Below are 24,143 nucleotides of genomic sequence, written 5' to 3' on the forward strand. Positions count from 1 at the left end.
GGATCAGCGGATGCTGTTCTCGTGTCCGTGGCTGTGGCCGCCGGAAGCGGGCGCCGGGATCGACTTCTGCATCTGCACGAGGAACTCGACGTTCGAGGAGGTCTCCTTGAGCTTGCCGAGCACGACCTCGAGGGCCTGCTGCGGGTCGAGGCCCGCGAGGGCACGGCGGAGCTTCCAGGTGATCTTGACCTCGTCGGGGCTGAGCAGCATCTCTTCGCGACGCGTCGACGACGCGTTGACGTCGACGGCGGGGAAGATCCGCTTGTCGGCGAGCTGGCGCGACAGGCGCAGCTCGCTGTTGCCGGTGCCCTTGAACTCCTCGAAGATCACGTCGTCCATCTTCGACCCGGTCTCCACGAGCGCCGTGGCGAGGATGGTGAGCGAGCCGCCGTTCTCGATGTTGCGCGCGGCGCCGAAGAAGCGCTTGGGCGGGTAGAGGGCCGAGGCATCCACACCGCCGGAGAGGACGCGACCGCTCGTGGGTGCCGACACGTTGTAGGCGCGGCCGAGGCGGGTGATCGAGTCGAGCAGCACGACGACGTCGCGACCGAGCTCGACGAGGCGCTTCGCGCGCTCGATGGCGAGCTCGGCGACCGTCGTGTGGTCTTCGGCCGGCCGATCGAAGGTCGAGGCGATGACCTCGCCCTTGACCGTGCGCTGCATGTCGGTGACCTCTTCGGGGCGCTCGTCGACGAGCACGACCATGAGGTGCACCTCGGGGTTGTTCTGCGCGATCGCGTTCGCGATCTGCTGCAGCACGATCGTCTTGCCGGCCTTGGGCGGCGCGACGATGAGGCCGCGCTGGCCCTTGCCGATCGGCGCGACGAGGTCGATGATCCGCTGCGTCAGCTTCTCGGGCGCGGTCTCGAGGCGCAGGCGCTCCTGCGGGTAGAGCGGGGTGAGCGCCCCGAACTCGACGCGGCTGGCCGCGTCTTCGACAGACAGGCCGTTGATCGCGTCGACCTTGACGAGCGCGTTGTACTTCTGGCGGCTCGACTGCTCGCCCTCGCGGGGCTGCTTGATCGCGCCGACGACCGCGTCGCCCTTGCGCAGGTTGTACTTCTTCACCTGACCGAGCGAGACGTACACGTCGCTCGTGCCGGGGAGGTAGCCGGTCGTGCGGACGAACGCGTAGTTGTCGAGCACGTCGAGGATGCCCGCGATCGGGATGAGCACGTCATCCTCGCCGATCTCGGTCTCGAACTCGTCGCCCGACTGGCTCTGGCCGCGACGCTTGCCGCGCTGGCGGCCGCGCCCCGAGCCCTGCTCGTCGGCGTCGTCGCGGTTGTTGCTGCCGCCGTTGTTGTTGTTGTTCGAGGATGCCTCGGCGGGCTGCGCGTTCTGCGCGGGCTGGTCACCCTGGCCCGTCTGCGCGTTCTGGCCGTTCTGCGCGGCGTCGCCCTTCTGGCCGCGGCCGCGGCTGCGGCTGCGCGAACGGCTGCGGCTGCGGCTCGGGGCCTCGCCCTCGGCCTGCTCGGCGCCTTCGGCCGGGGTCTCGGCGGCGGGGGTCTCCGCGCCGTCGCTCGACTCGGCCGGCTGGTCGGCGGGAGCATTAGCGCCCTCGGCGGGGGTCTCGGCGGCGGGCGTCTCGGTCGCGGGCTGCGCGGCGGTCTCGGCGGGCGCGTCGGCGGCGGGGGCCGCGTCGGCGGACGCCTCGGTGGCCGGATCCTCCGTCGCGGCGGGAGCGTCGGTGCTCTTGGCCCGGCGCGGCGCGCGCTTGCGGGGCGCCTTCACGGGCGCGTCCTCGACGGGCGCAGCTTCGGCGGCCGGCGCCTCATCCTCGACGGCGGGCGCCTCGGCGACGGGGGCCTCGGCCTCCACGGCGGGGGCCTCCGCCTCGACGGGTGCGGCGTCAGCCGCGGCATCCGTGGCCTCGGCATCCGCCTCAGGCGCGGGCGCCTCGGGCGCTGCCGCGGTCTCGGTGGTCTCGGCGCCGGTGTTCGCGGCATCTTCGCGCGCGACGTCGGTGCCGTCGGTCTCGATCTCGGAGAGTGACTCCACGAGGTCTCCTTCAGGGGTGGTGTGGATAGGACAGATCCGCACAGACGCCGTCCACGACAGGCGCTGACCCGGTGCGCTTCAGCGCCCGATCAGGGCGGCGGCGTGCGCGAGGGTCACTATGCGGGGGTTCGCAGAATTGCGACGGAGGCCAGATTCACGGCCAGACCGTGGAACCCTCCGTATGGTCCCTCACTGTACCACCCTTGACATCGACGGCGAGCATGAGGGGTTCCCACGGAGTTTCCGAGGAGGATGCCGCGACGCGCGCCGCGTCGAGGCGGCGACCCGGGCCGTCGGCGAGCACCAGCACGCTCGGCCCCGCGCCCGAGACGACCGCGGCGAAGCCCTCCGCGCGGAGGGACCGCACGAGCGCGTCGGTCGCGGGCATGGCCTGCGCCCGGTACGACTGGTGCAGCTTATCCTCGGTGGCGGCCATGAGCAGCTCGGGGCTCTGGGTGAGCGCCGCGATCAGCAGCGCCGAGCGCGACACGTTGAACACGGCGTCCTCACGGGGCACCTGCAGGGGCGCGAGCCCGCGCGCGACCGAGGTCGACATCGTGAACTCCGGCACGAACACGAGCGGCGAGACGCCGCGCTGCACGAGCAGCTTCTTGTGCTGCGGCCCGTTCTCATCGATCCACGCGATCGTGAGGCCGCCGAAGAGCGCCGGCGCCACGTTGTCGGGGTGGCCTTCGAGCTCGGTCGCGAGCCGCAGCAGGGTGTCGGGGCCGAACTCCACGTCACCGGCGAGCAGGCCCTTCGCCGCCAGCAGCCCGGCGACGACCGCGGCGCCGGACGAACCCATGCCGCGCCCGTGCGGGATCGTGTTGTGAGCGCTCAGATGGATGCCGGGGAGCTCGCGCCCGACCGCCTCGAACGCGTAGGCCATCGCCCGGACGACCAGGTGCGAGGCATCCGTCGGCACCTCTCCCGCACCCTCGCCGGTCACCTCGATCTCGAGGCCGGGCTCCGGCAGCGCCGTGACGACGAGCTCGTCGTAGACGCTCAGCGCGAGGCCGAGCGTGTCGAAGCCGGGGCCGAGGTTCGCGCTCGTCGCCGGCACGCGCACGGCGACCGAGCGCACCGGGGCGGCGCCCGCGTTCGAGTCGCCCGAGGTCACGGTCATGCCAGGTCGAGCAGCGACGCGACCTCGGAGGTCGAGGCGTCGACCACGACCGGCTGCACCTCAGTGCCGTCGGCGTTGCGGAGCGCCCACTGCGGGTCTTTCAGGCCGTGTCCGGTGACGGTGAGCACGACCGTCGCGCCGGCGGGCACGACGCCCGCCTCGGCACGGTCGAGCAGACCCGCCACGCTGATCGCCGACGCCGGCTCGACGAAGACGCCGACCGTGTCGGCGAGCAGCTTCTGCGCGATGAGGATGCGCTCGTCGTCGATGGCGCCGAACCAGCCGTCGGTGGCGTCGCGGGCCTCGAGCGCGAGCTCCCACGAGGCGGGGTTGCCGATGCGGATGGCCGAGGCGATCGTCTCGGGGTTCTTCACGACCTCGCCGCGCACGAGCGGCGCCGAGCCCTCGGCCTGGAAGCCGAACATGCGCGGCACGCGGGTGGAGACCCCGCGCTCGGCCTCTTCGCGGTAGCCGCGGGTGTAGGCGGTGTAGTTGCCCGCGTTGCCGACCGGGATGAAGTGGAAGTCGGGGGCGTCGCCCAGCTGCGACACGATCTCGTAGGCCGCCGTCTTCTGGCCGTCGATGCGGTCGGGGTTGACCGAGTTGACGAGGTGGACGGGGTAGCCCTCGGCGAGCTCGCGGGCGATCTCGAGGCAGTCGTCGAAGTTGCCGCGCACCTGGATGAGCCGTCCGCCGTGGATGACGGCCTGGCTGAGCTTCCCCATCGCGATCTTGCCCTCGGGCACGAGCACGGCGGCGGTGATGCCGGCGTGCGCCGCATAGGCGGCGGCCGAGGCCGACGTGTTGCCGGTGGAGGCGCAGATGACCGCCTGAGCGCCGTGCTCGACGGCCCGGGAGAGCGCGACCGTCATGCCGCGGTCCTTGAACGATCCGGTCGGGTTCATGCCCTCGAACTTCACGAAGACCTTCGCGCCGGTCATCGCCGACAGCGACGCCGCCGGGATCAGCGGCGTGCCGCCCTCGCCGAGCGTGACGACGGTCGAGGTCTCGGTGACGCCGAGCCGGTCGGCGTACTCGCGCAGGACTCCCTGCCAGACGTGTGCCATGTCAGTCTCCTTCTGCCGGCGGGGCCGGTCTCATTCGCCTACTCAGTCACCTTCGACGCGCAGCACCGACACGATGCGGTCGACCACGCCGCTGGCGGCGAGTCGGTCGACCGTGTCGCTGAGATCCTGCTCGAGCGCCCGGTGGGTTCCGATGACGAGGCGGGCGGTGCCCGACTCGCCGTTTGCTTCCGTGATCACCGTCTGCAGAGCGGTCGCGATCGACACGCGCCCCTCGGCGAGGATGCCCGCGACGGTCGACAGCACGCCGGGCTCGTCCGAGACGTCGAGGGTGATCTGGTAGCGGGTCGTGACGCGGCCGATCGGCAGCACCGGCAGGTTCGCCCGCGTCGACTCGCCCACCCCGACGCCGCCCGCGATGTGCCGGCGCGCGGCCGAGACCACGTCGCCGAGCACGGCCGACGCCGTCTGCACGCCGCCCGCGCCGGCACCGTAGAACATGAGGTTCCCGGCGGACTCGGCCTGCACGAAGACGGCGTTGTTCGCCCCGTGCACCGAGGCGAGCGGGTGATCGCGCGGCACGAGCGCCGGCGCGACCCGCACCGAGATCGCCTCACCAGTCGGCGACTCCGCGGCGCCCTCCAGCCGCTCGCACACGGCGAGGAGCTTGATGACGTAACCGGCGCCGCGCGCGGCATCCATCACCGTTGTGTCGATCGCGGTGATGCCCTCGCGGTGCACGGCGTCGACCGGCACCGCTGTGTGGAAGGCGAGGGATGCCAGGATCGCGGCCTTCTGCGCCGCGTCGAAGCCCTCGACGTCGCCGGTCGGGTCGGCCTCGGCGTACCCGAGACGCTGCGCGTCGGCGAGGACGACGTCGAAGTCGCTGCCCTCGCGATCCATGCGGTCGAGGATGTAGTTGGTGGTGCCGTTGACGATGCCCATTATCCGCTGCACGCGGTCGCCGGCGAGCGAATCGCGCAGCGGCCGGATGATCGGGATCGCGCCGGCGACGGCCGCCTCGTACGACACGGTCGCGCCGACCTGGTCGGCGACGTCGAAGAGCTCGGAGCCGTGGGTCGCCACGAGCGCCTTGTTGCCCGTGACGACGTCGGCCCCGGAGTTGAGGGCGAGGGCGATGTACTCGCGCGCCGGTTCGATGCCGCCCATCAGCTCGATGACGATGTCGGCGCCGACGATGAGCCCCTCGGCATCCGTCGTGAAGAGCTCGCGCGGCAGGTCGGCGTCGCGCGGCGCGTCGACGTCGCGCACGGCGATGCCGACGAGGTCGAGGGCGACACCGGCGCGGTCGGCCAGCTCGTCCTGGTGCGTGAGCAGCAGGGCGGCGACCTGCGATCCCACGGAGCCGGCGCCCAGCAGGGCGACGCGGAGGCGACGGTCGTCGGTCATGCGGTCTCCTTTCGAGCCGGAGCGGCGGCGGCCCCGTCCGCGGTGACGCGGGCAGCGCCGGTCACGCCCATGTCGCGGGCGAGCAGATCGTCGATGCTCTCGCCGCGCACGATCAGGCGTGCCTCGCCGCCCGTGACGGCCACGACCGGCGGGCGCGGCACGTAGTTGTAGTTGCTCGACAGCGAGAAGCAGTACGCCCCCGTGGCGGGGACGGCCAGCAGGTCGCCGGGGGCGACGTCGCCCGGGAGGTATTCCGCGTCGACGATGATGTCGCCCGATTCGCAGTGCCGCCCGACCACCCGCACGAGCGCGGGCGCGGCGTCCGAGGAGCGCGAGGCGAGGCGGGCGGAGTACTGCGCGCCGTAGAGGGCCGTGCGCGCGTTGTCGCTCATGCCGCCGTCGACGCTCACGTACAGGCGGGTGAGCGCGTCGCTGACCTGCACGGGCTTCGTGGTGCCGACCTCGTAGAGGGTGACCCCGGCGGTGCCGACGATCGCGCGGCCGGGCTCGAACGCGAGGGCGGGCACCGGGATGCGGCGGCGCGCGCACTCGGCGGCGACCGAGGCGACGATGGCGCCGGAGAGCTCTTCGATCGGGGTCGGCGTGTCGGCGGAGGTGTAGGCGATACCGAAGCCGCCGCCGAGGTTCAGCACCGGGACCGGGCCGCCCGCGAGCAGCCGCTCATGCACGTCGAGGAGGCGGGCGGCCGACTCGCGGAAGCCGTCGACGCCGAAGATCTGCGAGCCGATGTGGCAGTGCAGGCCGCCGAAGTCGAGACTCGGCAGCTCGCGGATGCGCGCCACGACCTCCTCGGCGCGGGCGAGCGCGGTGCCGAACTTCTGGTCTTCGTGGGCCGTCGCGAGGAAGTCGTGGGTCTCGGCGTGCACGCCGCTGTTGACGCGCAGGCGCACCGACTGGCGGATGCCGCGGCGTGCCGCCTCAGCGGCGACCCGCTCGACCTCGATGTCGCTGTCGATGACGATCGAGCCGACGCCGACCTCGATCGCGCGGGCGATCTCGGCGACCGACTTGTTGTTGCCGTGGAAGCCGATGCGCGCGGGGTCGGCGCCGCCGGCGAGGGCGACGGCGAGCTCTCCCCCGGTCGCGACGTCGACGGCCAGCCCCTCGGCGACCACCCACCGCACGACCTCGGTGGACAGGAAGGCCTTGCCCGCGTAGTACACCTGCGCCGTCGTGCCGTGCTGGGCGGCGGCCTCGTCGAAGGCCGCGCGAGTACGCCGGGCGCGGGAGCGCACCTCGCCCTCGTCGAGCACGTACAGCGGCGTGCCGAACCGGGCGCGGAGGTCGCTCGCGGCGACCCCGCCGAGGACCAGCTCTCCGCTGTCGTCGCGGTGCGCGGCATCCGGCCACACGTGCGGAGCGAGGGCGTTCGCGTCATCGGGCACGATGAGCCAATCCGGCACGAGCGGACTGTCGGAAGGGGCGGACACGCGGAGGGGAACCAATCGGGGTGAAGGCCACGGGCGGGCGCTTGCGCGCCACGTGCCCGTCAGATGTGCGACAAGTCTAGGGCACCCCCGCATGCCGCCCCGCGTATGGGAAGAGCGCCCAGCGGCGCCCCCGCGAAACCGCACAATTGCACCGTTCGGGGTGCGTCAGGCGTGCACTTGTGTGTTCTCGACGCGCCGACGCGAGCGGTCAGGCGCAGGTGCCGTTCTGCTGCAGCGCGGCGTCGGTGACGATCGCACCGTCGACATCGAAGTCGGCGACCACGGTCTGCCCCGCCACGCGCACGCCCGACAGGGTGATGCCGGCCGGCAGGTACTGCGCGACGCAGACGTCCCAATCACGCACCACCGTGCGGGCGACCGCGCCGAACTGATCGACGAGCGCCTCGGCCGACACCTCGGCATCCCCCGCCTTCAGCGTGTCGGGGGTGAGCACCAACTGGCCGGCAGACGCGCTCGGCGTGAGGCCGACACCGATCGGAACGGTGAGCGCGAACAGCTGCAGATCCATCGCGACCTCGACGTGCGGCTCGGCAAGGCTGACGGTGCTCGCCGGAAAGCCGTCGACCGTCGAGAGCAGAGCCTGCAACTGCGACTGGTCGAGCGTCACCTGCGCGCTCGCACTGTCGACGGGCGCATCGCCGCGCACCGGAACGCCCGAGGCGTGCACGACGACGTCACCGCTGAGCTGACCGAACGGCACATCGGCGCTCGAGACGGTCAGTTGATCGAAGCGCCCCGAGATCAGCTGCGGCAGCACCTGACCCGGAATGTCGACGTCGATCTGCTGGTCGGCCGGCAGGTCGAGCTGCTGCACCACCTGCTCGCGGATCGTGCGCTCGACGATGCCGCGGGCGATGTACTCCCCGGCGAACCACGCACCCACGGCGAGGGCGGCGACCGCGAGCACGGCGACCAGCCACGGCCAACGGCGGTGGCGTCGAGGCGCGGGCGCCGAGGCATCCGTCTGCAGGATCCACGTCGCGCTCGGGTCGGGCAGCGGCTGGGTCGGATGCTCGTCGGCGCTCATCGGGTCACATCCGTTCGGGAGCGCTGACGCCGAGCAGGTCGAGGCCGTTGCGGAGCACCTGGCCGGTGGCGTCGTTCAGCCACAGCCGGGTGCGGTGCACGTCGTCGACGGGCGCGTCGCCGAGCGGGATGACCCGGCAGTTGTCGTACCACTTGTGGTAGAGCCCGGCGAGCTCTTCGAGGTAGCGGGCGACGCGGTGCGGCTCGCGGGTCTCGGCGGCGAAGGCGACGATGCGCGGGAACTCCTGCAGCGCGCCGAGGAGCGCCGACTCGGTCTCGTGGGTGAGCAGCTCGGGCGCGAACGCGCTCCGGTCGACGCCCGACGCGGCGGCGTTCCGGGCGACGTTGTGGGTGCGCGCGTGCGCGTACTGCACGTAGAAGACGGGGTTGTCGTTCGTGCGCTTCTGCAGCACGTCGAGGTCGATGTCGAGGTTCGAGTCGGCCGACGAGCGCGTGAGGGCGTAGCGCGCGGCATCCACACCGACGATCTCCACGAGGTCCTCCATCGTGACGATCGTGCCGGCGCGCTTGGACATGCGCAGCGGCGTGCCGTCCTTGACGAGGTTCACCATCTGGCCGATGAGGATCTGCAGGTTGACGTACGGCTCGTCGCCGAAGGCGGCCGTCATCGCCATGAGGCGCTGCACGTAGCCGTGGTGGTCGGCGCCGAGCATGATGATGCAGCGGTTGAAGCCGCGCTCGCGCTTGTCGAGGTAGTAGGCGAGGTCGCCGGAGATGTAGGCGGCGTTGCCGTCGCTCTTGATGACGACGCGGTCCTTGTCGTCGCCGAAGTCGGTCGAGCGCAGCCACGTCGCGCCGTCGGCCTCGAAGATGTGGCCCAGCTCGCGCAGCCGCGCGATCGCACGGTCGACGGCGCCGGAGGTGTGCAGGTCGTTCTCGTGGAAGTAGACGTCGAAGTCGACGCCGAACTCGTGCAGCGACTGCTTGATCTCGGCGAACATGAAGCCGACGCCGAGCTCGCGGAACGCCTCCTGCTTGGCCGCCGGCTCGAGCGCGTCGATGTCGTTCGCGCCGCCGTCGGTGTAGGCGAGCGCGACGCGACGCGCGATGTCGTCGATGTAGCCGCCGCCGTAGCCGTCCTCGGGGGTCGGGTCGCCCTGGTGCGCGGCGACGAGGCTGCGCGCGAACCGGTCGATCTGCGCCCCGTGGTCGTTGAAGTAGTACTCGCGGGTGACCTGGGCGCCCTGGCTCTGCAGGATGCGGGCGAGCGCGTCGCCGACGGCGGCCCAGCGGGTGCCGCCGAGGTGGATGGGCCCGGTGGGGTTCGCGGAGACGAACTCGAGGTTGATGATCTCGTCGCTGCGGCTGTCGTTCGTGCCGTATGCGGCGCCCGCCTCGACGATCGTCTTCGCGAGGGCGCCCGCGGCGGCGGCATCCAACCGGATGTTGATGAACCCGGGGCCGGCGACCTCGACCGACGCGACGCCGTCGGTGGCGGCGAGCGCGTCGGCGATCTCCTGCGCGAACTCGCGCGGGTTCGCGCCGACCGCCTTGCCGAGCTTCAGCGCGGCGTTCGACGCCCAGTCGCCGTGGTCGCGGTTGCGGGGGCGCTCGAGCGGGAAGTCGGCGGCGGTCAGCCCGGCGCTCGACCCCTCGCGTCGGGCCTCGGCGAGCGGGGCGATGACGGCGAGGAGGGCTTCGGCGAGGGCATCAGGATTCATAGCCCGTCAAGTCTACGGGCGCGGCGCTGAGCGCCCGCCCCGTGCGTCGAGACCGGCCGTTCGGCACCAGACCGACTGCCCGGCGGTCGGTGTCGCGCCAGACGGTCGGTCTCGGTGACGCGCGCCGGGCGCGGGCCGGTCAGGCGAGCTGGACGAGCTCGGCGAAGTCGTCGAGGGCGGGGTCGGCTGCCGCGGCGGCGGCGTCCTGCGCGGCGGCGGCCTCGGCATCCGCCACATCCCCCGGCACGACGAGGGCGTCCACGCGCATGCGCTGAAGGCCCACGTAGCCGCCGTGGTAGCTGAGGAACGCGCAGTCGGCGGCGTCGCGCCCCGTCGCGATGCGCACGAGCGAGCGACGATTGCTGAGCCGCGTCGCGTCGATGACGTACCAGCTGCCGTCGACATAGGCCTCGGCGACGGCGTGGAAGTCCATCGGGCGCAGGCCCGGCGCATAGCACGCGGCGTAGCGGGCGGGCATGTCCATCGCGCGCAGCAGCGCGATCACGACGTGCGCGTAGTCGCGGCAGACGCCCTGCCCGGTCATGAGCGTGGTCACGGCCGAATCGGTGCCCTGGCTGAGCCCGGGGGTGTACGTCGTCGAGGATGCCACGAACTCACTGACCGCGGCGATGAGGTCGAACCCCTGCAGCCCGCGGAACTGGCGCCGCGCCTGCGAGAAGACCTCGTCGGACTGGCAGTACCGGCTCGGGCGCAGGTAGGTGATGGCTTCGAGATCGCTCGTGGAGCGCTGCGCGACGTGCCCGTCGATGAGCGCCTCGTAGCGCACCTCGAGGCGTCCCGCGTCGCCCTGCAGGCGGTGCAGGCGGCTGCCGGACTGGTCGATGATCTCGGTCGGCGTGTACACGCGGTCGCCCTGACTGAAGGTCAGTTCCTCACGCAGAACGGGTGCCGGCTGGGCCGCCGCGATCTGAAAGATGAGGTCGACGGAGGCGCCCAGTTCCAGGTCGAGTTCGGCGGTCACGATGCGTTGCACCGAAGTATCCTCGCACGCCGCGGAGGCTCCGTCGCACGCCGTGTTTCGACGCCTGTTCCCGTTCCCACTCGGCGTGGCTTACCCTCGACGCATGCGGACGTCCGCCCCCTCCCCTCAGCGCTCTCTGCGGCGCCGTCGGGCGCGGGTCATGCTGGCCGTCTCCGTGGCGGTCGCGGCGGTCGCCGGAGCCGCGCTGCTGCGGCCGTGGGCGACCCCGGCCACCCCCGAGGCGGTCGTCGCGGCGGGGTCTGGCGCGGTGGCCGTGGCGACGACTCCGGAGCTGCTCGATCTCCCCGAGCATCCCACCGTGCTGATCTTCGGCGACTCGTGGACGTACGGTTCCGCAGCATCCGACCCCACCCTCGGCTACGCATATGTCGTTGCGGGAATGACCGGGTGGACGACCGTCGTCGACGGCGTACGCGGCTCGGGATATCTCAAGCCCGGGCTCGACGGCCCCGACTTCGGCACCCGCATCGCCGCGCTCGACCCGCAGCTGCAGCCCGACCTCGTGATCGTGCAGGGATCGATCAACGATCGACGCGAGCCCGTGGCGGGCTACCGCGCCGCGGTGGATGCCGCGTGGGACGCCCTCGCCGCAACCTATCCGCGCGCGCAGATCGTGGTCCTCGGCCCCGCGCCGCAGGTGCTGCCGATCGAGGCGGCCACCGAGCGCATCGACCGCGATCTCGCCGCCGCGGCCGCCGGTCGGGGCTGGTGGTACATCTCGCCGATCGGCGACGACTGGATCACCCCCGCGAACGACACCGACGTCATCGACACCGGGCTCGGGCGCGACCACCCCTCCACCGCGGGGCACCGCTACCTCGCCGAGCGCCTCGCCGCGGCAGTTCGAGCCATCTCTCGGTGATACTCTCGATCGGTACGCCTCCGTAGCTCAGGGGATAGAGCGTTGGTTTCCGGTACCAAAGGTCGCAGGTTCGATTCCTGTCGGGGGCACTTCACATCTCGTCGATGACGTCACGGTCGTAGCCGCGCGTCGCGACCCGCCGACCTGGATACACTCGCCCTGTGCGGGTGCGGCCCATCGATCTCGTCGACGTCTTCGTCTATCTGGTCGTGCTGGGCGTGTTCATCCAGCTCTTCCCGGCGGTGATCTCGGAGAGCTTCCTCGTCGCGCTCCTCACCGCGGTCCTGCTGAAGATCGTGCTCGAGGGCGTGCTGTTCGTGAAGAAGCGGATCGCGGCGCGCGTCCGGGCCCCGCGCGGGCCGTGGATGCGCGCTCAACATCGGGATGCTGCTGCTCGTGCTCCCCGCAAGCAAGCTGCTCGTGCTCGAGCTCCTCGACCTCGTGTTCGGCGACGCCGTCTACCTGGGCGGGTTCTTCCTGGTCACTCTCCTGGTGCTGACCCTCACGCTCGCCCGCGCCACCGTCCGCCGCGCGTTCATCCTCGCGGCGTAGACGAATCCCTCCCTGGGCTGATGCCCTCGCCCGCCGCGCTTCGTAGCGTCGAAGCATGGTCACCGCCAGCATCCCGTACCCCTCCGTCGCCGCACGATCCGCGCGTACGCGCACGCCGCTGCGCGACCGGGTCTCGACCGGCACCGCGACCGCACTGTCGGTCCTCGGACTGATCGGCCTCGGCGCGGTGCTCGTGCTGGGCCTGCTCGTCGTGCCGATCGCCGCGGCGATCGCGTTCGGGCCGGCGCTGCTGGCCGCCCTGTGACGCCCCCGCCGCGCAGCCTCGGAACAGCGGCGACAGTCGCTGCCGTGGAACCATGACGGCGCCCACCGCACCCGCGTGCTCCGCCCGCGTCACCGGCATCCTCCGCCGCACGCCCGCCACGATCGCGACGATCCTCGTCGTGCTCGTCGTGGGCGTGCTCTCGCGCGGGCTGTGGGAGCCGTTCGTCGAGAGCGCGGGCATGTACACGTGGGCGTACGGGCTGCCGGCCCTCGACGACGGGCGCTGGTGGACGCCGATCACGGGGACGTTCTTCGTCGTCCAGCCCCTCGTCTACATCCCGACCCTCGTGGGTCTCGGCGCGCTCGGCGCACTCGAGTACCTCCGGGGAAGCCGCATCGCCCTCGCCTACTTCTGGGTCGGGCAGCTGTTCGGCGTGTTCGCCAGCGCGCTGCTGCTGAGCCTGCTGCGCCTGTTCTCCGGGTGGACGTGGGCGCAGGAGGCCGCGAGCAGCCTCGACGTCGGGCCGAGCGCCGGCGCGCTCGCCTGCATCGCCGCGCTCGCCGGTCTCGCCCCGGCGCCATGGCGCACCCGCGGATGGATGCTGCTGCTCAGCGCCGTCATCGTGGCGGTGCTCGTGTTCGGCACCGTCACCGACCTCGAAGACCTCTGCGCGGTGCTCCTCATCCTCGTCGTCGACCGCACCCTGCGCCCCCCGCGCGCCACCCTGCGGGAGCAACGGCTCGTCGCCTTCATCGGCATGCTCGCGTTCGTCGCGATCGAGACCATCCTCGCGATCGTCCCCACCGACGGCCCGTTCGGCGGCACGGAGCCCCTCGGCGGCAGCTTCTGGTCGACGGCGATCGACGTGGTGGTCGTCGTCGTGATCGCCAACGGCCTGCTGCAGGCGCGGCGCTGGGCGTGGGTGGTGGCGATCATCCTGATGTCGATCAATGTGCTGAGCGCCATCGGTCTCGCCCTCCTCCTGCCGGTGGCCGGTGACGTCGATGTCGATGTGGACGTCGACGTGACACTCCTCGGCACGGCGGCGCTCGAGATCGGTATGGGCGCCCTATCGCTGCTCATGCTGATCTACCTCATCAGCGTGCGCGGCGCGTTCGCCCGGCACCGCCGCACGACGCTCGGCGGCGGCGCGGAACCGACCGTCGACGAGGCATCCGCCCTGCTCCGCCGGGCCGGCGGCAGCACCCTGTCGTGGATGACCACCTGGGACGGCAACGACTACTTCCGCACCTCGACGGGGATCGTCGCCTTCCAGAAGCGCGTGGGCGCGGTGATCGCACTCGCCGATCCGCTCGGCCCGGCGGAGGGACGCGCACAGTCGGTCGGCGAGTTCATCCACGCGGCCGAGCACGCGGGCCTCGTGCCGTGCTTCTTCAGCGTCGGCGAGACGGTGCGCGAGGCCGTGCCCGACACCTGGCGCTCGCTCGTCGTCGCCGACGACACGATCGTCGACCTCCCCGGCCTCGCCTTCACCGGCAAGGCGTGGAACTCGGTGCGCACCTCGATGAACAAGGCCGGCCGTGAGGACATGACCTTCCGCCTCACGCGGCTCGCCGACGAGCCGTGGGGTGTGCGCGCGCAGCTGAACGCGATCTCGGAGCAGTGGGTCGGCGACAAGGACCTGCCCGAGATGCGCTTCACCCTCGGCACGCTCGCCGAAGCCGACGATCCCGAGGTGCGCATCGCCCTCGCGATCGACCCGCACGGCACGGTCGACGGCTTCCTCTCCTGGCTGCCGATCTACGGCGACGACGGCCGGGGCGTGCGCGGCTGGACGCTCGACCTCATGCGCCGGCGCGAGGGCGGGTTCGGCCCCGTCATCGAGTACCTCATCGCCTCGTCGGCGGTGGCGTTCCGCGACGAGGGCGCCGAGTTCATGTCGCTGTCGGGGGCGCCGCTCGCCCACGAGTACCCGCCCGAGGCGAGCATGCTCGCGGCGCTCAGCGCACGCCTGTCGGACGGGCTCGCCAGCCGAGCCACGGCACGAGCAGCACGAAGAGGGCCGGGGCGGCGAGCGCGACGAGAAGCGCGGGCACGAGCGTGCGCCCGAGCGTCACGGCGGGTGCCGGGTCGGGCGCCACTCCGGCGGTCACAGCGGGCGCTGCTTCGGGCGTCGTAGCGGGCGCTGCCTCGGGCGCTGCGCCCGGCGCCCCGTCGGCGCCCAGCTCCGACTCGCGCGCCGCGTCGGCCGCCGACCGATCGTCGGCGGGGCGATCGGCGGCGGCGCTCACCCGCGCGGTTCCCGGCGGTAGACGAGGTCGCGGATCTCGCGTCCCTTCGCGATGCCCTTCCGTTCGAACGCGGTCATGACGCGTCCGTCGAATCGCGGCGCCCAGTCGCCCTCGAACGCCGGGGCGAAGTCCGCGGCATCCGCTATCACGGCGCGCATCTGCCGGGCGTAGTCCTCCCAGTCGGTCGCGAGGCGCAGCACGCCGCCGTCGCGCAGCGCCCGCGCGGCGAGCGGCGGGAATGAGGGGTCGACGAGGCGGCGCTTGTGGTGCTTGGACTTGTGCCACGGGTCGGGGAAGAAGATCCACAGTTCGTCGACGCTCGCCTCGGGCAGCAGGTGCTCGAGCACCTCGGGCGCGTTCGCCTCGACGAGCCGCAGGTTCTGCACGCCCTCGCGGGCGGCGTCGAGCATCGTGCGGGCGAGCCCCGCGCGGAAGACCTCGACGGCGAGGAAGTCGCGCTCCGGCGCCGCGGAGGCGGCGTGCACGATCGCGTGGCCCTGGCCGGAGCCGATCTCGATCACGAGCGGCGCCGTCCGGCCGTAGGTCTCGGCCGGGTCGATCCGGTTACCGGGCTCGATGCTGGTCGCCGCCTGCCCGCGCGGCACCTCGATCAAGTAGAAGCCGGCGTGCTCGGCCCAGGCGCGCTCCTGGCCGTCGCTCATCCGGCCGCTCCGCCGGACGAAGGAGACGGGCTTGTCGCGGAAGCGCGGGGTCGAGTCGGTCACTCCCCCAGGCTACCCGTGACGAATGCAGGAGATCCGGCCCGCGCGGGCGCCCTGCGGCCCCGAACGGCGCCTCCGGCGCCAGATCTCCTGCACCCGTCACGCGGGTTCGGGCCCGAGGGTCACGGCCGTCTCGGCCGGCGGCCCCGGGCGCGAGGCGGCGCTCGGCAGAGGGGCCGGCCGGCCGAGACGGGGAGGGCCGGTGGGCTGAGGCCGGGCCGCGCCAGGCGGCTGACCGGGGTACCGGTGACGAATGCAGGAGATCCGGGCCCGCAGGGGCGGCCAGGGGCCTCAACGGCGCGATCGGCGACGGATCTCCTGCGTACGTCACTCGGTGACGAAGTCGATCAGCTCCTCGACGCGTCCGAGGAGGGCCGGATCGAGGTCGCGGTAGCTCCTGACCGACCCGAGGATGCGCTGCCAGGTGCGCGCGATGTCGGCCTGGTCGCGGGCGGGCCAGCCGAGCGCCCGGCTCACCCCGACCTTCCACTCGATGCCGCGCGGCACATCGGGCCAAGCCGCGATGCCGAGCGAAGACGGGCGCACGCACTGCCAGACGTCGATGTGCGGGTGCCCCACGATCCGGAGGTGCGCGCCGTGCGGCCCCCGCTCGACGGCCTGCGCGATGCGCGACTCCTTCGACCCCGGGACGAGGTGATCGACGAGCACGCCGTAGCGCCGCCCGGGCCCGGGCGGCTCCGCGCGGAGCAGGTCGTCGAGCAGGTCGACACCCTGGAGATACTCGACGACGACACCCTCCACGCGCAGGTCGTCACCCCAGACCTTCTCGACCAGTTCGGCGTCGTGACGACCCTCGACGAGGATGCGCGACGCGCGCGCGACGCGCGCCCGGGCCTCCGGCGCGGCGAACGAACCCGAGGCGGTGCGGCGGGGCGCGCGGGCACCGCCCGGCCCGCCCGACGCGGGGTTCGGCGGCCCGAGCAGCACGGGCTCGCCGTCGATGAGGAACCCGCCACCGAGCGGGAAGAGGCGGCGCTGACCGCGGCGGTCCTCGAGTTCGACGGTGCCCGACTGCACGCGGGTGACGGCGCCGCAGAAGCCGTCGCCGGCGACCTCGACGACCGTACCCGGGTCGGCCGGAACGGATGCCACCACCCGCCGCCCGGCATCCCGCCACCCTGCGGCGAGCACATCGCCGCCGTACCTGTCGATCCCGTCGTGAACCATCTCGCCTCCGAATCCGACACGCTACCTGCCACGGGCCGCCCGGCCCGGCAGCGACGCCCCGATCGCACCGCCCCCGTCCGCGGCATCGCCAGCGCGGCTCGGCACGCGGCCCCGCCCGACGCAGCCCGACCCCGCGCCACGCCGACGCGGCACGCGGCCCAACCCGGCGGGGCATTGCGGGGCACGACCCGGCGGCCCGACCCGGCCCGGCACGGCCTGGCGACACGGCCCGACCCGGCCCGGTCGGGCGGCCCCGCCCGATCCCGCCCGACCCGGGCGCATAGCCGATTCCCATGCCGCGACCTATCGCCTCATACGCGGCCCGGCATAGGATCGGTAGGAGGCCGTCGCGAAGGTCTCGCGAAGGAGGGGGTGCGCCATGCGCACGCGTCTGATGCTGGCTCTGACCGCCGCTGTCGCGATCGTGCTCGGGGGCGCGGGCGCAGCCCTCGCCACCGCGCCGGTGACGCTGGGCGCAACGCGCGTGCTGGACGAGTCGGGGGTGCTGAGCGCCTCGCAGACCTCGAGCGTCGAGAAGGAGCTCGACTCCCTCTCCACCACCTCGGGCGTCGACCTGTGGGTCGTCTACGTGCCGACCTTCACCGACCCGACGAGCCCCGAGGGATGGGCGAACGCGACGGCCGAGGCGAACGGCCTCGGCCCCAACCAGTACCTCCTCGCGGTCGCCACCGACGGCCGCCAGTACTACCTGTCCGGCTACTCGCAGGGACCCGTGAGCGAGGATCAGCTTCGCCAGATCGAGCAGCAGCGGGTGCGGCCCGCCCTCGCCTCCGGCGACTGGGCGGGAGCCGCCACGGCGGCCGCAGCCGGCCTGGCCGACGCGGTGAAGGGCGGCTCGGGAGGAACTGGCGGCTCCGGCGGCTCCGGCGGCGCCCTCGCGCCGATCCTTCTGGTCCTCGTCCTCGTGGCGCTCGCGGCGCTCGTCATCTGGATCGTCGTGCGCTCCCGCCGCAAGAGGACCCCCGCCGTGGCGGGCGGACAGGGCGGTGTCGGTGGCGCGATCGGCGCGGATGCCCCGCAGGACCCGCTCGCCCAGGTGTCCACCGACGAACTGCGCCGCCGGGCCGCGTCGGCGCTCGTGCAGACCGATGACGCGATCAAGACGAGCGAGCAGGAGCTCGGCTTCGCCCGCGCGCAGTTCGGCGACGCCGCGGCCGCGGAGTTCGAGCAGGCGCTGACGGATGCCAAGGCATCCCTCGACCAGGCCTTCGAGTTGCAGCAGCGGCTCGACGACTCCACCCCCGACTCCGAGGCCGACGTGCGCGCCTGGAACGCGCAGATCATCGACCTGTGCGAGCGGGCGAACGCCGGTCTCGACGAGAAGGCGAAGGCGTTCGACGAGTTGCGCCAGCTCGAGCAGAATGCCCCCGACGCGCTCGCCCGCGTGCAGGCGCTGCGCCAGACGGTCGCCGCCGCGCAGGATCAGAGCGCGAGCGCGCTCGCCGCGCTCCAAGGCGCGTACGCCCCGGCCGCCCTCGCGACGATCGCCGACAACCCCGTGCACGCCGCGACCGACCTCGCCTTCGCCGACGAGCAGCTGGCCGCCGCGCAGCAGGCGATCGCCGCCGGCGACTCGGCGGCCGCCGCCGTCAGCATCCGCGCCGCCGAGGACGCCGTGGCGCAGGCCGACCTGCTGCACACCGCCGTGGGCACCCTCGCCGCCGACCTCGGCAAGGCCGAGACCGACGCCGCCGGCCTCATCGCCGACATCGAGCAGGACATCGCGACCGCGAGCGGCCTGCCCGACACCGATGGGCGCCTCGCCGGGGTGATCGCGACGACCCGCGGACAGGTGGATGCCGCGAAGGCGCTCCTCGCCGGATCGGCCAAGCAGCCGCTCGCCGCCCTGCAGAACCTCGACGCCGCGAACACGCAGATCGACGCGACGCTCGCCGGGGTGCGCGACGCGCAGGCGCAGGCGCAGCGCGCTGGCCAGCAGCTGAACGCCCTGATGACGCAGGCCCAGGCGCAGGTGTCGACGGCAGAGGACTTCATCACCTCGCGGCGCGGAGCGATCGGCGCCGAGGCGCGCACGCGGCTCGCCGAGGCGGGCGCCTCGCTCGTGCAGGCCCGTCAGCTGCAGCAGACCGACCCCGCCGCCGCGCTCCCCTACGCCCAGCGCGCGAACGACCTCGCCGCTCAGGCGATCCAGTACGCGCAGAACGACGTCGGCGCCTTCTCGGGCGGCGGCATGTTCGGCGGCGGCGGAAGCGGCGGCGGCGGCAACGTGATGGGCGCCGTGCTCGGCGGCATCCTCATCAACTCGCTGCTGGGCGGCGGTCGTGGCGGTGGCGGCGGTATGTTCGGCGGTGGCGGGTACGGAGGAGGAGGCGGCTACGGCGGCGGCAGTCGGGGCGGTGGCATGGGCCCCGGCAGCTTCGGCGGCGGCGGCACCCGCAGCCGGCGCGGAGGCGGCCGCTTCTGACTCCTCCTCCCGCGCCCGCCACGAACGCCCGCGGCATCCGAGCCCCGACCTCCCACACCCACCGACACCCCCAGTTCCCGTTAGGAAAGGAAAACCGATGGCAAAGCAGTCCATCTTCGGCCGAATCTCGACGCTCGTGAAGGCGAACGTCAACGCGATGCTCGACTCCGCCGAAGACCCGCAGAAGATGCTCGACCAGCTCGTCCGCGACTACACGAACAACATCGCCGACGCCGAATCGGCCATCGCCGAGACGATCGGGAACCTGCGCCTGCTCGAGCGCGACCACGAGGAGGACGTCAAGGCCGCCGCCGAGTGGGGCAACAAGGCGCTCGCCGCGAGCCGCAAGGCCGACGAGCTGCGCCGGGCCGGCAACACGACCGACGCCGACAAGTTCGACAACCTCGCCAAGATCGCCCTGCAGCGTCAGATCAGCGAGGAGAACGAGGCGAAGGCGCTGGCCCCCTCGATCGCCGCGCAGACCGAGGTGGTCGACAAGCTCAAGGACGGCCTCAACGGCATGAAGCAGAAGCTCGTCGAGCTGAGGTCGAAGGCCTCCGAGCTCATGGCGCGGCAGAAGAGCGCCGAGGCGCAGAACAAGGTGCACGACGCGGTCCGGTCGATCGACGTCATGGACCCGACGAGCGAGATCGGCCGCTTCGAAGACAAGGTGCGCCGCCAGGAGGCGCTCGCGGCGGGCAAGGCCGAGATCGCGGCATCCTCGCTCGATGCGCAGTTCAACCAGCTGGAGGACGTGGGCGAGCTCACGGAGGTCGAGGCGCGCCTCGCGGCGCTGAAGGCCGGCGCGCCCGCCCCCGCGATCGAGCAGTAACCACCCCGCCACCACGCCGAGAAACCACTCCCGTGTCGAGAAACCACGCCCGCCGCGGTTTCTCACGCGCGGAGTGGTTTCTCGCGTGCGGGCGCTGTGCGGGAGGATGACCCCATGACGCGTTTCCTCATCGTGCCGCAGTGGCAGGGGTCGCCCGCTGCGCGGGCGATGCACCTCGTCGACGGCGCCGAGGCGATCGCCGGCGACCTGCCGCGCGCTCGCACGGTGCGGGTCGAGGTGCCGACCTCGGCCGGCGAGGCGCTCGACACGGGCATCCGGCGCTACAGCGCGCTCTCGCGCACCGCCGACGCGGTGAGGGATGCCCTGGCCGCGGGCGCCCCCGACACGCGCACGCCCGAGGGCTCGACGCCCGCCGCCGACCTCGACGCCGCGGCCGCGCCGACCGAAGCGGCCGCCCCGGCCGAGCCGGCGCTCGTGGTCGGCGGCGACTGCGGCGTCGCGGTGCCGGCGATCGCCCACGCCGCCGCGGCGCACGATCGCCTCGCGGTGGTCTGGTTCGACGCGCACGGCGACCTGAACTCGCCCGCCTCCTCGCCCTCGGGCGCGTTCGCGGGCATGGCCCTGCGCGCCGTGATCGACGACCTGCCGCTCCCGTCCGGCGGGCCGATCGTGCCTGCCGAGCGGGTGATCCTCGCCGGAGCGCGGGAGCTCGACGACGCCGAAGAGACGGCCGCGATGGATGCCGGTGTGCTGCGCCTCTCCGTCGAAGACCTCGACGGCCCCGAGCGCCTCGCCGACGCGGTCGCGGCGACGGGTGCCACCGCCCTCTACATCCACGTCGACCTCGATGTGCTCGACCCTGCCGTGATCTCCGGCGTCGGCCTGCCGGTGCCGTTCGGGCTGTCGCTCGACGCGCTGCTGCGCTCGATCGCCGCCGCCCGCGCCCGCGTGCCGCTCGTCGGCGCGTCGATCGCGGGATTCGCTCCGGCCTCTCCGGCCGCCGCCGTCGACGACCTCGGCACGATCCTGCGGGTCGTCGGGGCGCTCGCGTGATCGCCCGCCCCCCGGCGGGCTGGCGACAGCGCGCCGAACGCGCCGTCGCACGCGGCGAGGCGATCGACGCCTGGATCCCGTCCGTCATGCTCGACTCCCCCATCAGCATCCTCGGCTACGCGTGGGGCACCGCCGTCGGCTGGGTGTGGGGCGGCCTGTGGTCGACCGGTCCGGTGACGCGCCGCGCCGGGCTGTGGGTGTTCACGGGCCTGCCGAACTGGGCGTTCGGCCGCGGCGGCGTGTGCGTGGGCGGCTGCTACCTCACCGGATCGGCGCCGGTCACCGACACCGTGCTACGACACGAGGCCGTGCACGCGCGGCAGTGGCGGCGGTACGGATTCCTCATGCCCCTGCTCTACCTCGTCGCCGGCCGCAACCCGCTGACGAACCGGTTCGAGATCACCGCCGGGCTCGAAGACGGCAGCTACGTGCCGCGCGGCAGCTGAACGGAGCCCAAGCCAAGCCGACCGGCAGCGCAGCGCGGCAGATGCCGGCGCCGCGACCCCCGGTCAGCGCGCGGCGGCGAGTCCGAAGCGCTCGGGCGTGTGCACGGCGCTCGCCTCGATGCCGAGGGCGCCGGTCAGGTGGTCGAAGATGTCGGCCGTGCCGAGGAAGCCGCCGAGCAGGTGGATGCGGGTGCCGCCCGCGCACGTGTCGTCGGCGCAGAGCATCTCGTCGGCCCACGCCGTCACGGCGCGCGCGAGAGCCTGTCCGGGGGCGCAGGCGCGGCCCGTTCCGGGATCGCCGGTGCGCTGCGAACGGTCGAGCCACGTCACGATCATGCGGGCGGGCACGGCGAGATCGAACACGTACGAGGCATCCGGCACCTCGATGAACACCCGACCGGTCGAGCAGATCGGCAGGGTCGCGATGAGCGTCTCGAGCTCGACCAGCGAGGTCTCGTCGGCGGTGATCAGCTGCTGCACGCGCGCATGACGGGATGCCTTGCAGGCGGTGGCGTCGTGGGCGACGGCGTGTTCGGTCAGCGTGGTCATGATGCTTTCACTATACTCCCCGTTTAGGCGAGCCTTACCTCGCCTGCCCCGATTCCGCCGCAGATACTCAGCCTGCAATGAGCACGCGGCGGAGCTCGGCGAGCTCGTCGTCGCGCACGCCCTGCGCGCGCAGATAGTCGGCGGGCGAGCCGTAGCGCGCATCGAGCTCGTCGAGGAGGCCGCTCATCACGGGCGCCGGCGACCGGGTCGCGAGCTCGTCGAGGTGGCGCGCCTGCGGATGGGCGGCGCGAAGGTACGCGAGCACGCGGGCGTTGCGCGCCGGCGGCAGTAGCGCCTCGGTGCGGGCGTAGTCGTCGACGACGGCCGCGCGCTCCACCCCGACGGCGGCGAGCATGAGCGCCACCGCGACGCCGGTGCGGTCCTTGCCGACGGTGCAGTGCACGAGTACCGGCTGCGTCTCGAGCACGGCGCGCACCACCTCGACAAGGCGTTCGGCGCCGGTGTCGACGAGCGCGCGGTACATCTCGGAGAGCGGCACGTCGTCGACGAAGAACGATGCCGCCGACCCGAGGAAGAGCGGTGCGCGCAGCGTCTCGACCTCGAGCCCGTCGAGGCGGCTCGGCTCGAGCGCCACTTCGTCGTCGGCGCGCAGGTCGACGACACGGCGGAGGCCCAACGCGGCGAGCGCCGTGCGCCCGTCACCGGTGAGGCGGGCGAGGTTTCCGGAGCGGAAGAGGACGCCGCTCCGCGTGACGCCCGACGCCGCCGGGAGGCCGCCCACGTCGCGGAGGTTCAGCGCGCCGCCCACCGGCAGACCCGCGGGGGTCATGACGTCGCGCTCGGGGCCCGCTCCCCTCGGCGCGGCGGCACGGGGTACTTTCCGGCGATCGTGATGCGGTTGAAGGCGCCGATCGAGACGAGCAGCCAGCTGAGGGCGACGTACTCCTCCTCGGTGAAGATGCCGCAGACGTGGTCGTACAGCTCGTCGGAGACGCCCTCCTCGTGGATGTAGACGTAGCTCTCGGCGAGTTCGAGGGCGGCCCGCTCGCGCGCGCTGAAGACGCCCGACTCGCGCCAGACCGCGATCTGGGCGATCTCGTCGGCGGTGAGGCCGGCCGCGACGCCGCGGTCGACGTGCACCCGCACGCAGTAGGCGCAGCCGTTGAGCTGCGACGTGTGGATGAGCGCGATCTCCTTCAGCCGGTCGTCGATCCCCGCCTCGGTCGCGAGGGTGCCGACCGTCTGCGAGAACGCCTCCAGTGCGTCGTAGGCGGGCCGGGCCGAACGGGAGAGGTGCACGCGTCGCTCTGTGGTCATGCGCCCACCCTATTGCGCCCGCACCGCGCAACGGCGAGCGGGACGCGGCGGCCGCGCGTGCACCACAATGGCGGGATGGATGCCGAGTTCCCCTATCTCTCCGCCCAGGCCGCCGAGCTCGGCGTCACCGCCCCGCCCGCCCGGCGGCTGAGCTTCGCACTGCCGGACGGCCGCACCGTCAGCGCGCTGCAGTACGGCGACGCCGCCTCGGGCACCTTCCCCTCCCCTGTCGTCACCTTCCTGCACGGCGCGGGCCTCAACGCCCACACCTGGGACACGACCGTGCTCGCCCTGGGTCTTCCCGCCCTCGCCCTCGACCTGCCCGGCCACGGCGACTCGTCGTGGCGGGACGACGCCGCCTACGTCGGGGCGACGCTCGCCGCCGACATCGCCCCGGCGATCGCGGAGTGGACGGATGCCCCGCAGGTGCTGGTCGGCCAGTCGCTCGGCGGACTCACCGCCGCTGCCCTCGCGGCCACGCATCCCGAGCTCGTCCGCGCACTCGTGATCGTCGAGATCACCCCCGGCATCGACCCGAACGGCGACGCCGCGCAGATCGGAGCGTTCTTCGCGGGGCCCACCGACTGGGCGAGCCGCGACGAGCTCGTCGACCGCGCCCTCGCCTTCGGGCTCGGCGGCACGCGCGAGGCGGCGACGCGGGGCGTCTTCCAGAACTCCCGCGTGCGGTCCGACGGCCGGGTGGAGTGGAAGCACCATTTCGCGCACCTCGCGAACGCCCTCGCCGCCGACCCCGCCGCCGCGGCGAGCGCCGAGGCGCAGCAGCAGGCGATCCGCGGCGCGCTGTCGGCCTCCGGCTGGGACGACCTCGCCGCGGTCACCGTGCCGATCACGCTCGTGCGCGGCGAGCGCGGCTTCGTCACCGAGGGCGACGCGGCCGACTTCGTGGCGCGCGTGCCGCAGGCATCCGTCCTCACGGTGCCTTCGGGTCACAACGTGCAGGAGGAGCTGCCAGCCCCGCTCGCGGCTCTCGTCTTCGACATCGCCGACGCGTGAGCGGACCGGCCGTCCGG

At 72.9% G+C, this 24,143-nt stretch carries 22 protein-coding genes and 1 tRNA gene; 10 read left to right on the forward strand and 13 right to left on the reverse strand.

The genetic code is table 11. From position 1 onward, the window contains the following. Nucleotides 1-3: 3 nt before the first annotated feature. The 8 genes from rho to LOK55_RS05090 all read right to left on the reverse strand — a co-directional run bounded on the left by rho (nucleotide 4) and on the right by LOK55_RS05090 (nucleotide 10,736). Entirely contained in the window at nucleotides 4-2,001 is a 1,998-nt protein-coding gene (gene rho, locus LOK55_RS05055) for a transcription termination factor Rho (protein WP_229934505.1), read from the reverse strand. Between the two features lie 154 nt (nucleotides 2,002-2,155). Further along, a complete protein-coding gene (gene thrB, locus LOK55_RS05060; RefSeq protein ID WP_141381176.1) occupies nucleotides 2,156-3,127 on the reverse strand; it encodes a homoserine kinase in 972 nt (323 codons plus the stop codon). Beyond that, nucleotides 3,124-4,194, reverse strand: a complete 1,071-nt coding sequence (gene thrC / locus LOK55_RS05065) for a threonine synthase (protein WP_141381177.1) — start codon at nucleotides 4,192-4,194, stop codon at nucleotides 3,124-3,126. The genes thrB and thrC overlap by 4 nt, the downstream gene beginning before the upstream one ends. A 42-nt stretch (nucleotides 4,195-4,236) precedes the next feature. Then, complete coding sequence (locus LOK55_RS05070) at nucleotides 4,237-5,562, reverse strand: homoserine dehydrogenase (RefSeq protein WP_229934506.1); 1,326 nt, start codon at nucleotides 5,560-5,562, stop codon at nucleotides 4,237-4,239. Beyond that, on the reverse strand, nucleotides 5,559-7,013 hold the full coding sequence (gene lysA / locus LOK55_RS05075; RefSeq protein WP_229934507.1) for a diaminopimelate decarboxylase: 1,455 nt from the start codon (nucleotides 7,011-7,013) through the stop codon (nucleotides 5,559-5,561). Before lysA ends, LOK55_RS05070 begins: the two co-directional genes overlap by 4 nt. A 208-nt stretch (nucleotides 7,014-7,221) precedes the next feature. Next, nucleotides 7,222-8,061, reverse strand: coding sequence for a DUF2993 domain-containing protein (locus LOK55_RS05080; RefSeq protein WP_229934508.1), 840 nt, complete (start codon nucleotides 8,059-8,061; stop codon nucleotides 7,222-7,224). A gap of 4 nt (nucleotides 8,062-8,065) precedes the next feature. Further along, nucleotides 8,066-9,742: an arginine--tRNA ligase gene (gene argS, locus LOK55_RS05085; RefSeq protein WP_229934509.1), complete on the reverse strand. Its 1,677-nt coding sequence runs from the start codon at nucleotides 9,740-9,742 to the stop codon at nucleotides 8,066-8,068. Nucleotides 9,743-9,881: 139 nt separating this feature from the next. After that, nucleotides 9,882-10,736: a transglutaminase family protein gene (locus tag LOK55_RS05090; RefSeq protein WP_229934510.1), complete on the reverse strand. Its 855-nt coding sequence runs from the start codon at nucleotides 10,734-10,736 to the stop codon at nucleotides 9,882-9,884. Nucleotides 10,737-10,884: 148 nt separating this feature from the next. Between LOK55_RS05090 and LOK55_RS05095 the strand changes: the two genes are divergently transcribed. From LOK55_RS05095 to LOK55_RS05115, 5 genes are all read left to right on the forward strand, one after another. Beyond that, a complete protein-coding gene (locus LOK55_RS05095) occupies nucleotides 10,885-11,607 on the forward strand; it encodes an SGNH/GDSL hydrolase family protein (protein WP_229934511.1) in 723 nt (240 codons plus the stop codon). Nucleotides 11,608-11,623: 16 nt separating this feature from the next. Then, nucleotides 11,624-11,696: transfer RNA gene (locus LOK55_RS05100), tRNA-Arg, on the forward strand. 295 nt (nucleotides 11,697-11,991) lie between these two features. Next, entirely contained in the window at nucleotides 11,992-12,159 is a 168-nt protein-coding gene (locus LOK55_RS05105) for a hypothetical protein (RefSeq protein WP_229934512.1), read from the forward strand. A gap of 55 nt (nucleotides 12,160-12,214) precedes the next feature. Continuing rightward, the gene (locus LOK55_RS05110; protein WP_229934513.1) at nucleotides 12,215-12,424 is read left to right on the forward strand and encodes a hypothetical protein; all 210 of its coding nucleotides are present in this window, start codon (nucleotides 12,215-12,217) and stop codon (nucleotides 12,422-12,424) included. Nucleotides 12,425-12,476: 52 nt separating this feature from the next. Next, the gene (locus tag LOK55_RS05115) at nucleotides 12,477-14,525 is read left to right on the forward strand and encodes a bifunctional lysylphosphatidylglycerol flippase/synthetase MprF (protein WP_229934514.1); all 2,049 of its coding nucleotides are present in this window, start codon (nucleotides 12,477-12,479) and stop codon (nucleotides 14,523-14,525) included. Nucleotides 14,526-14,633: 108 nt separating this feature from the next. Here the strand turns inward: LOK55_RS05115 and trmB are convergent, their stop codons facing one another. Together trmB and LOK55_RS05125 are read right to left on the reverse strand one after the other, a co-directional pair. Continuing rightward, nucleotides 14,634-15,299, reverse strand: coding sequence for a tRNA (guanosine(46)-N7)-methyltransferase TrmB (gene trmB, locus LOK55_RS05120; protein WP_141381186.1), 666 nt, complete (start codon nucleotides 15,297-15,299; stop codon nucleotides 14,634-14,636). A 387-nt stretch (nucleotides 15,300-15,686) separates the two neighbouring features. Then, nucleotides 15,687-16,547 (reverse strand): DUF3097 family protein, encoded by an 861-nt coding sequence (locus tag LOK55_RS05125; protein WP_141381184.1) that lies wholly within the window; start codon nucleotides 16,545-16,547, stop codon nucleotides 15,687-15,689. Nucleotides 16,548-16,926: 379 nt separating this feature from the next. On the opposite strand from LOK55_RS05125, the gene LOK55_RS05130 reads away from it, so the two are divergent. The 4 genes from LOK55_RS05130 to LOK55_RS05145 all read left to right on the forward strand — a co-directional run bounded on the left by LOK55_RS05130 (nucleotide 16,927) and on the right by LOK55_RS05145 (nucleotide 21,285). Next, on the forward strand, nucleotides 16,927-18,993 hold the full coding sequence (locus LOK55_RS05130) for a YgcG family protein (protein ID WP_229934515.1): 2,067 nt from the start codon (nucleotides 16,927-16,929) through the stop codon (nucleotides 18,991-18,993). A 97-nt stretch (nucleotides 18,994-19,090) separates the two neighbouring features. After that, complete coding sequence (locus LOK55_RS05135; protein ID WP_229934516.1) at nucleotides 19,091-19,825, forward strand: PspA/IM30 family protein; 735 nt, start codon at nucleotides 19,091-19,093, stop codon at nucleotides 19,823-19,825. Nucleotides 19,826-19,939: 114 nt separating this feature from the next. Then, complete coding sequence (locus LOK55_RS05140; protein ID WP_141381232.1) at nucleotides 19,940-20,839, forward strand: arginase family protein; 900 nt, start codon at nucleotides 19,940-19,942, stop codon at nucleotides 20,837-20,839. After that, on the forward strand, nucleotides 20,836-21,285 hold the full coding sequence (locus LOK55_RS05145) for a Fe-S oxidoreductase (protein ID WP_229934517.1): 450 nt from the start codon (nucleotides 20,836-20,838) through the stop codon (nucleotides 21,283-21,285). The genes LOK55_RS05140 and LOK55_RS05145 overlap by 4 nt, the downstream gene beginning before the upstream one ends. 63 nt (nucleotides 21,286-21,348) lie before the next feature. On the opposite strand, the gene LOK55_RS05150 is transcribed toward LOK55_RS05145, so the two are convergent. The 3 genes from LOK55_RS05150 to LOK55_RS05160 form a co-directional block, all read right to left on the reverse strand. Further along, a complete protein-coding gene (locus LOK55_RS05150) occupies nucleotides 21,349-21,834 on the reverse strand; it encodes an SIP domain-containing protein (protein ID WP_141381234.1) in 486 nt (161 codons plus the stop codon). A gap of 67 nt (nucleotides 21,835-21,901) precedes the next feature. Continuing rightward, entirely contained in the window at nucleotides 21,902-22,624 is a 723-nt protein-coding gene (locus LOK55_RS05155) for a tyrosine-protein phosphatase (protein ID WP_196324751.1), read from the reverse strand. After that, on the reverse strand, nucleotides 22,621-23,112 hold the full coding sequence (locus tag LOK55_RS05160) for a carboxymuconolactone decarboxylase family protein (RefSeq protein WP_229934518.1): 492 nt from the start codon (nucleotides 23,110-23,112) through the stop codon (nucleotides 22,621-22,623). Before LOK55_RS05160 ends, LOK55_RS05155 begins: the two co-directional genes overlap by 4 nt. 75 nt (nucleotides 23,113-23,187) lie before the next feature. Between LOK55_RS05160 and LOK55_RS05165 the strand changes: the two genes are divergently transcribed. Further along, a complete protein-coding gene (locus LOK55_RS05165; protein ID WP_229934519.1) occupies nucleotides 23,188-24,126 on the forward strand; it encodes an alpha/beta fold hydrolase in 939 nt (312 codons plus the stop codon). The last annotated feature ends 17 nt before the right edge of the window (nucleotides 24,127-24,143 follow it).

This window comes from Microbacterium sp. F2E (assembly GCF_020905435.1).
GTDB lineage: Bacteria > Actinomycetota > Actinomycetes > Actinomycetales > Microbacteriaceae > Microbacterium > Microbacterium lacticum.

What these genes read in the sequence shown, in the direction of transcription:
- thrB (WP_141381176.1), bottom strand. Translation starts at nt 3,127, where the DNA reads ATGACCGTGACCTCGGGCGACTCGAACGCGGGCGCCGCCCCGGTGCGC.
- thrC (WP_141381177.1), bottom strand. Translation starts at nt 4,194, where the DNA reads ATGGCACACGTCTGGCAGGGAGTCCTGCGCGAGTACGCCGACCGGCTC.
- LOK55_RS05070 (WP_229934506.1), bottom strand. Translation starts at nt 5,562, where the DNA reads ATGACCGACGACCGTCGCCTCCGCGTCGCCCTGCTGGGCGCCGGCTCC.
- LOK55_RS05080 (WP_229934508.1), bottom strand. Translation starts at nt 8,061, where the DNA reads ATGAGCGCCGACGAGCATCCGACCCAGCCGCTGCCCGACCCGAGCGCG.
- argS (WP_229934509.1), bottom strand. Translation starts at nt 9,742, where the DNA reads ATGAATCCTGATGCCCTCGCCGAAGCCCTCCTCGCCGTCATCGCCCCG.
- LOK55_RS05095 (WP_229934511.1), top strand. Translation starts at nt 10,885, where the DNA reads ATGCTGGCCGTCTCCGTGGCGGTCGCGGCGGTCGCCGGAGCCGCGCTG.
- LOK55_RS05105 (WP_229934512.1), top strand. Translation starts at nt 11,992, where the DNA reads ATGCTGCTGCTCGTGCTCCCCGCAAGCAAGCTGCTCGTGCTCGAGCTC.
- LOK55_RS05110 (WP_229934513.1), top strand. Translation starts at nt 12,215, where the DNA reads ATGGTCACCGCCAGCATCCCGTACCCCTCCGTCGCCGCACGATCCGCG.
- LOK55_RS05115 (WP_229934514.1), top strand. Translation starts at nt 12,477, where the DNA reads ATGACGGCGCCCACCGCACCCGCGTGCTCCGCCCGCGTCACCGGCATC.
- trmB (WP_141381186.1), bottom strand. Translation starts at nt 15,299, where the DNA reads ATGAGCGACGGCCAGGAGCGCGCCTGGGCCGAGCACGCCGGCTTCTAC.
- LOK55_RS05125 (WP_141381184.1), bottom strand. Translation starts at nt 16,547, where the DNA reads ATGGTTCACGACGGGATCGACAGGTACGGCGGCGATGTGCTCGCCGCA.
- LOK55_RS05130 (WP_229934515.1), top strand. Translation starts at nt 16,927, where the DNA reads ATGCGCACGCGTCTGATGCTGGCTCTGACCGCCGCTGTCGCGATCGTG.
- LOK55_RS05135 (WP_229934516.1), top strand. Translation starts at nt 19,091, where the DNA reads ATGGCAAAGCAGTCCATCTTCGGCCGAATCTCGACGCTCGTGAAGGCG.
- LOK55_RS05140 (WP_141381232.1), top strand. Translation starts at nt 19,940, where the DNA reads ATGACGCGTTTCCTCATCGTGCCGCAGTGGCAGGGGTCGCCCGCTGCG.
- LOK55_RS05150 (WP_141381234.1), bottom strand. Translation starts at nt 21,834, where the DNA reads ATGACCACGCTGACCGAACACGCCGTCGCCCACGACGCCACCGCCTGC.
- LOK55_RS05155 (WP_196324751.1), bottom strand. Translation starts at nt 22,624, where the DNA reads ATGACCCCCGCGGGTCTGCCGGTGGGCGGCGCGCTGAACCTCCGCGAC.
- LOK55_RS05160 (WP_229934518.1), bottom strand. Translation starts at nt 23,112, where the DNA reads ATGACCACAGAGCGACGCGTGCACCTCTCCCGTTCGGCCCGGCCCGCC.
- LOK55_RS05165 (WP_229934519.1), top strand. Translation starts at nt 23,188, where the DNA reads ATGGATGCCGAGTTCCCCTATCTCTCCGCCCAGGCCGCCGAGCTCGGC.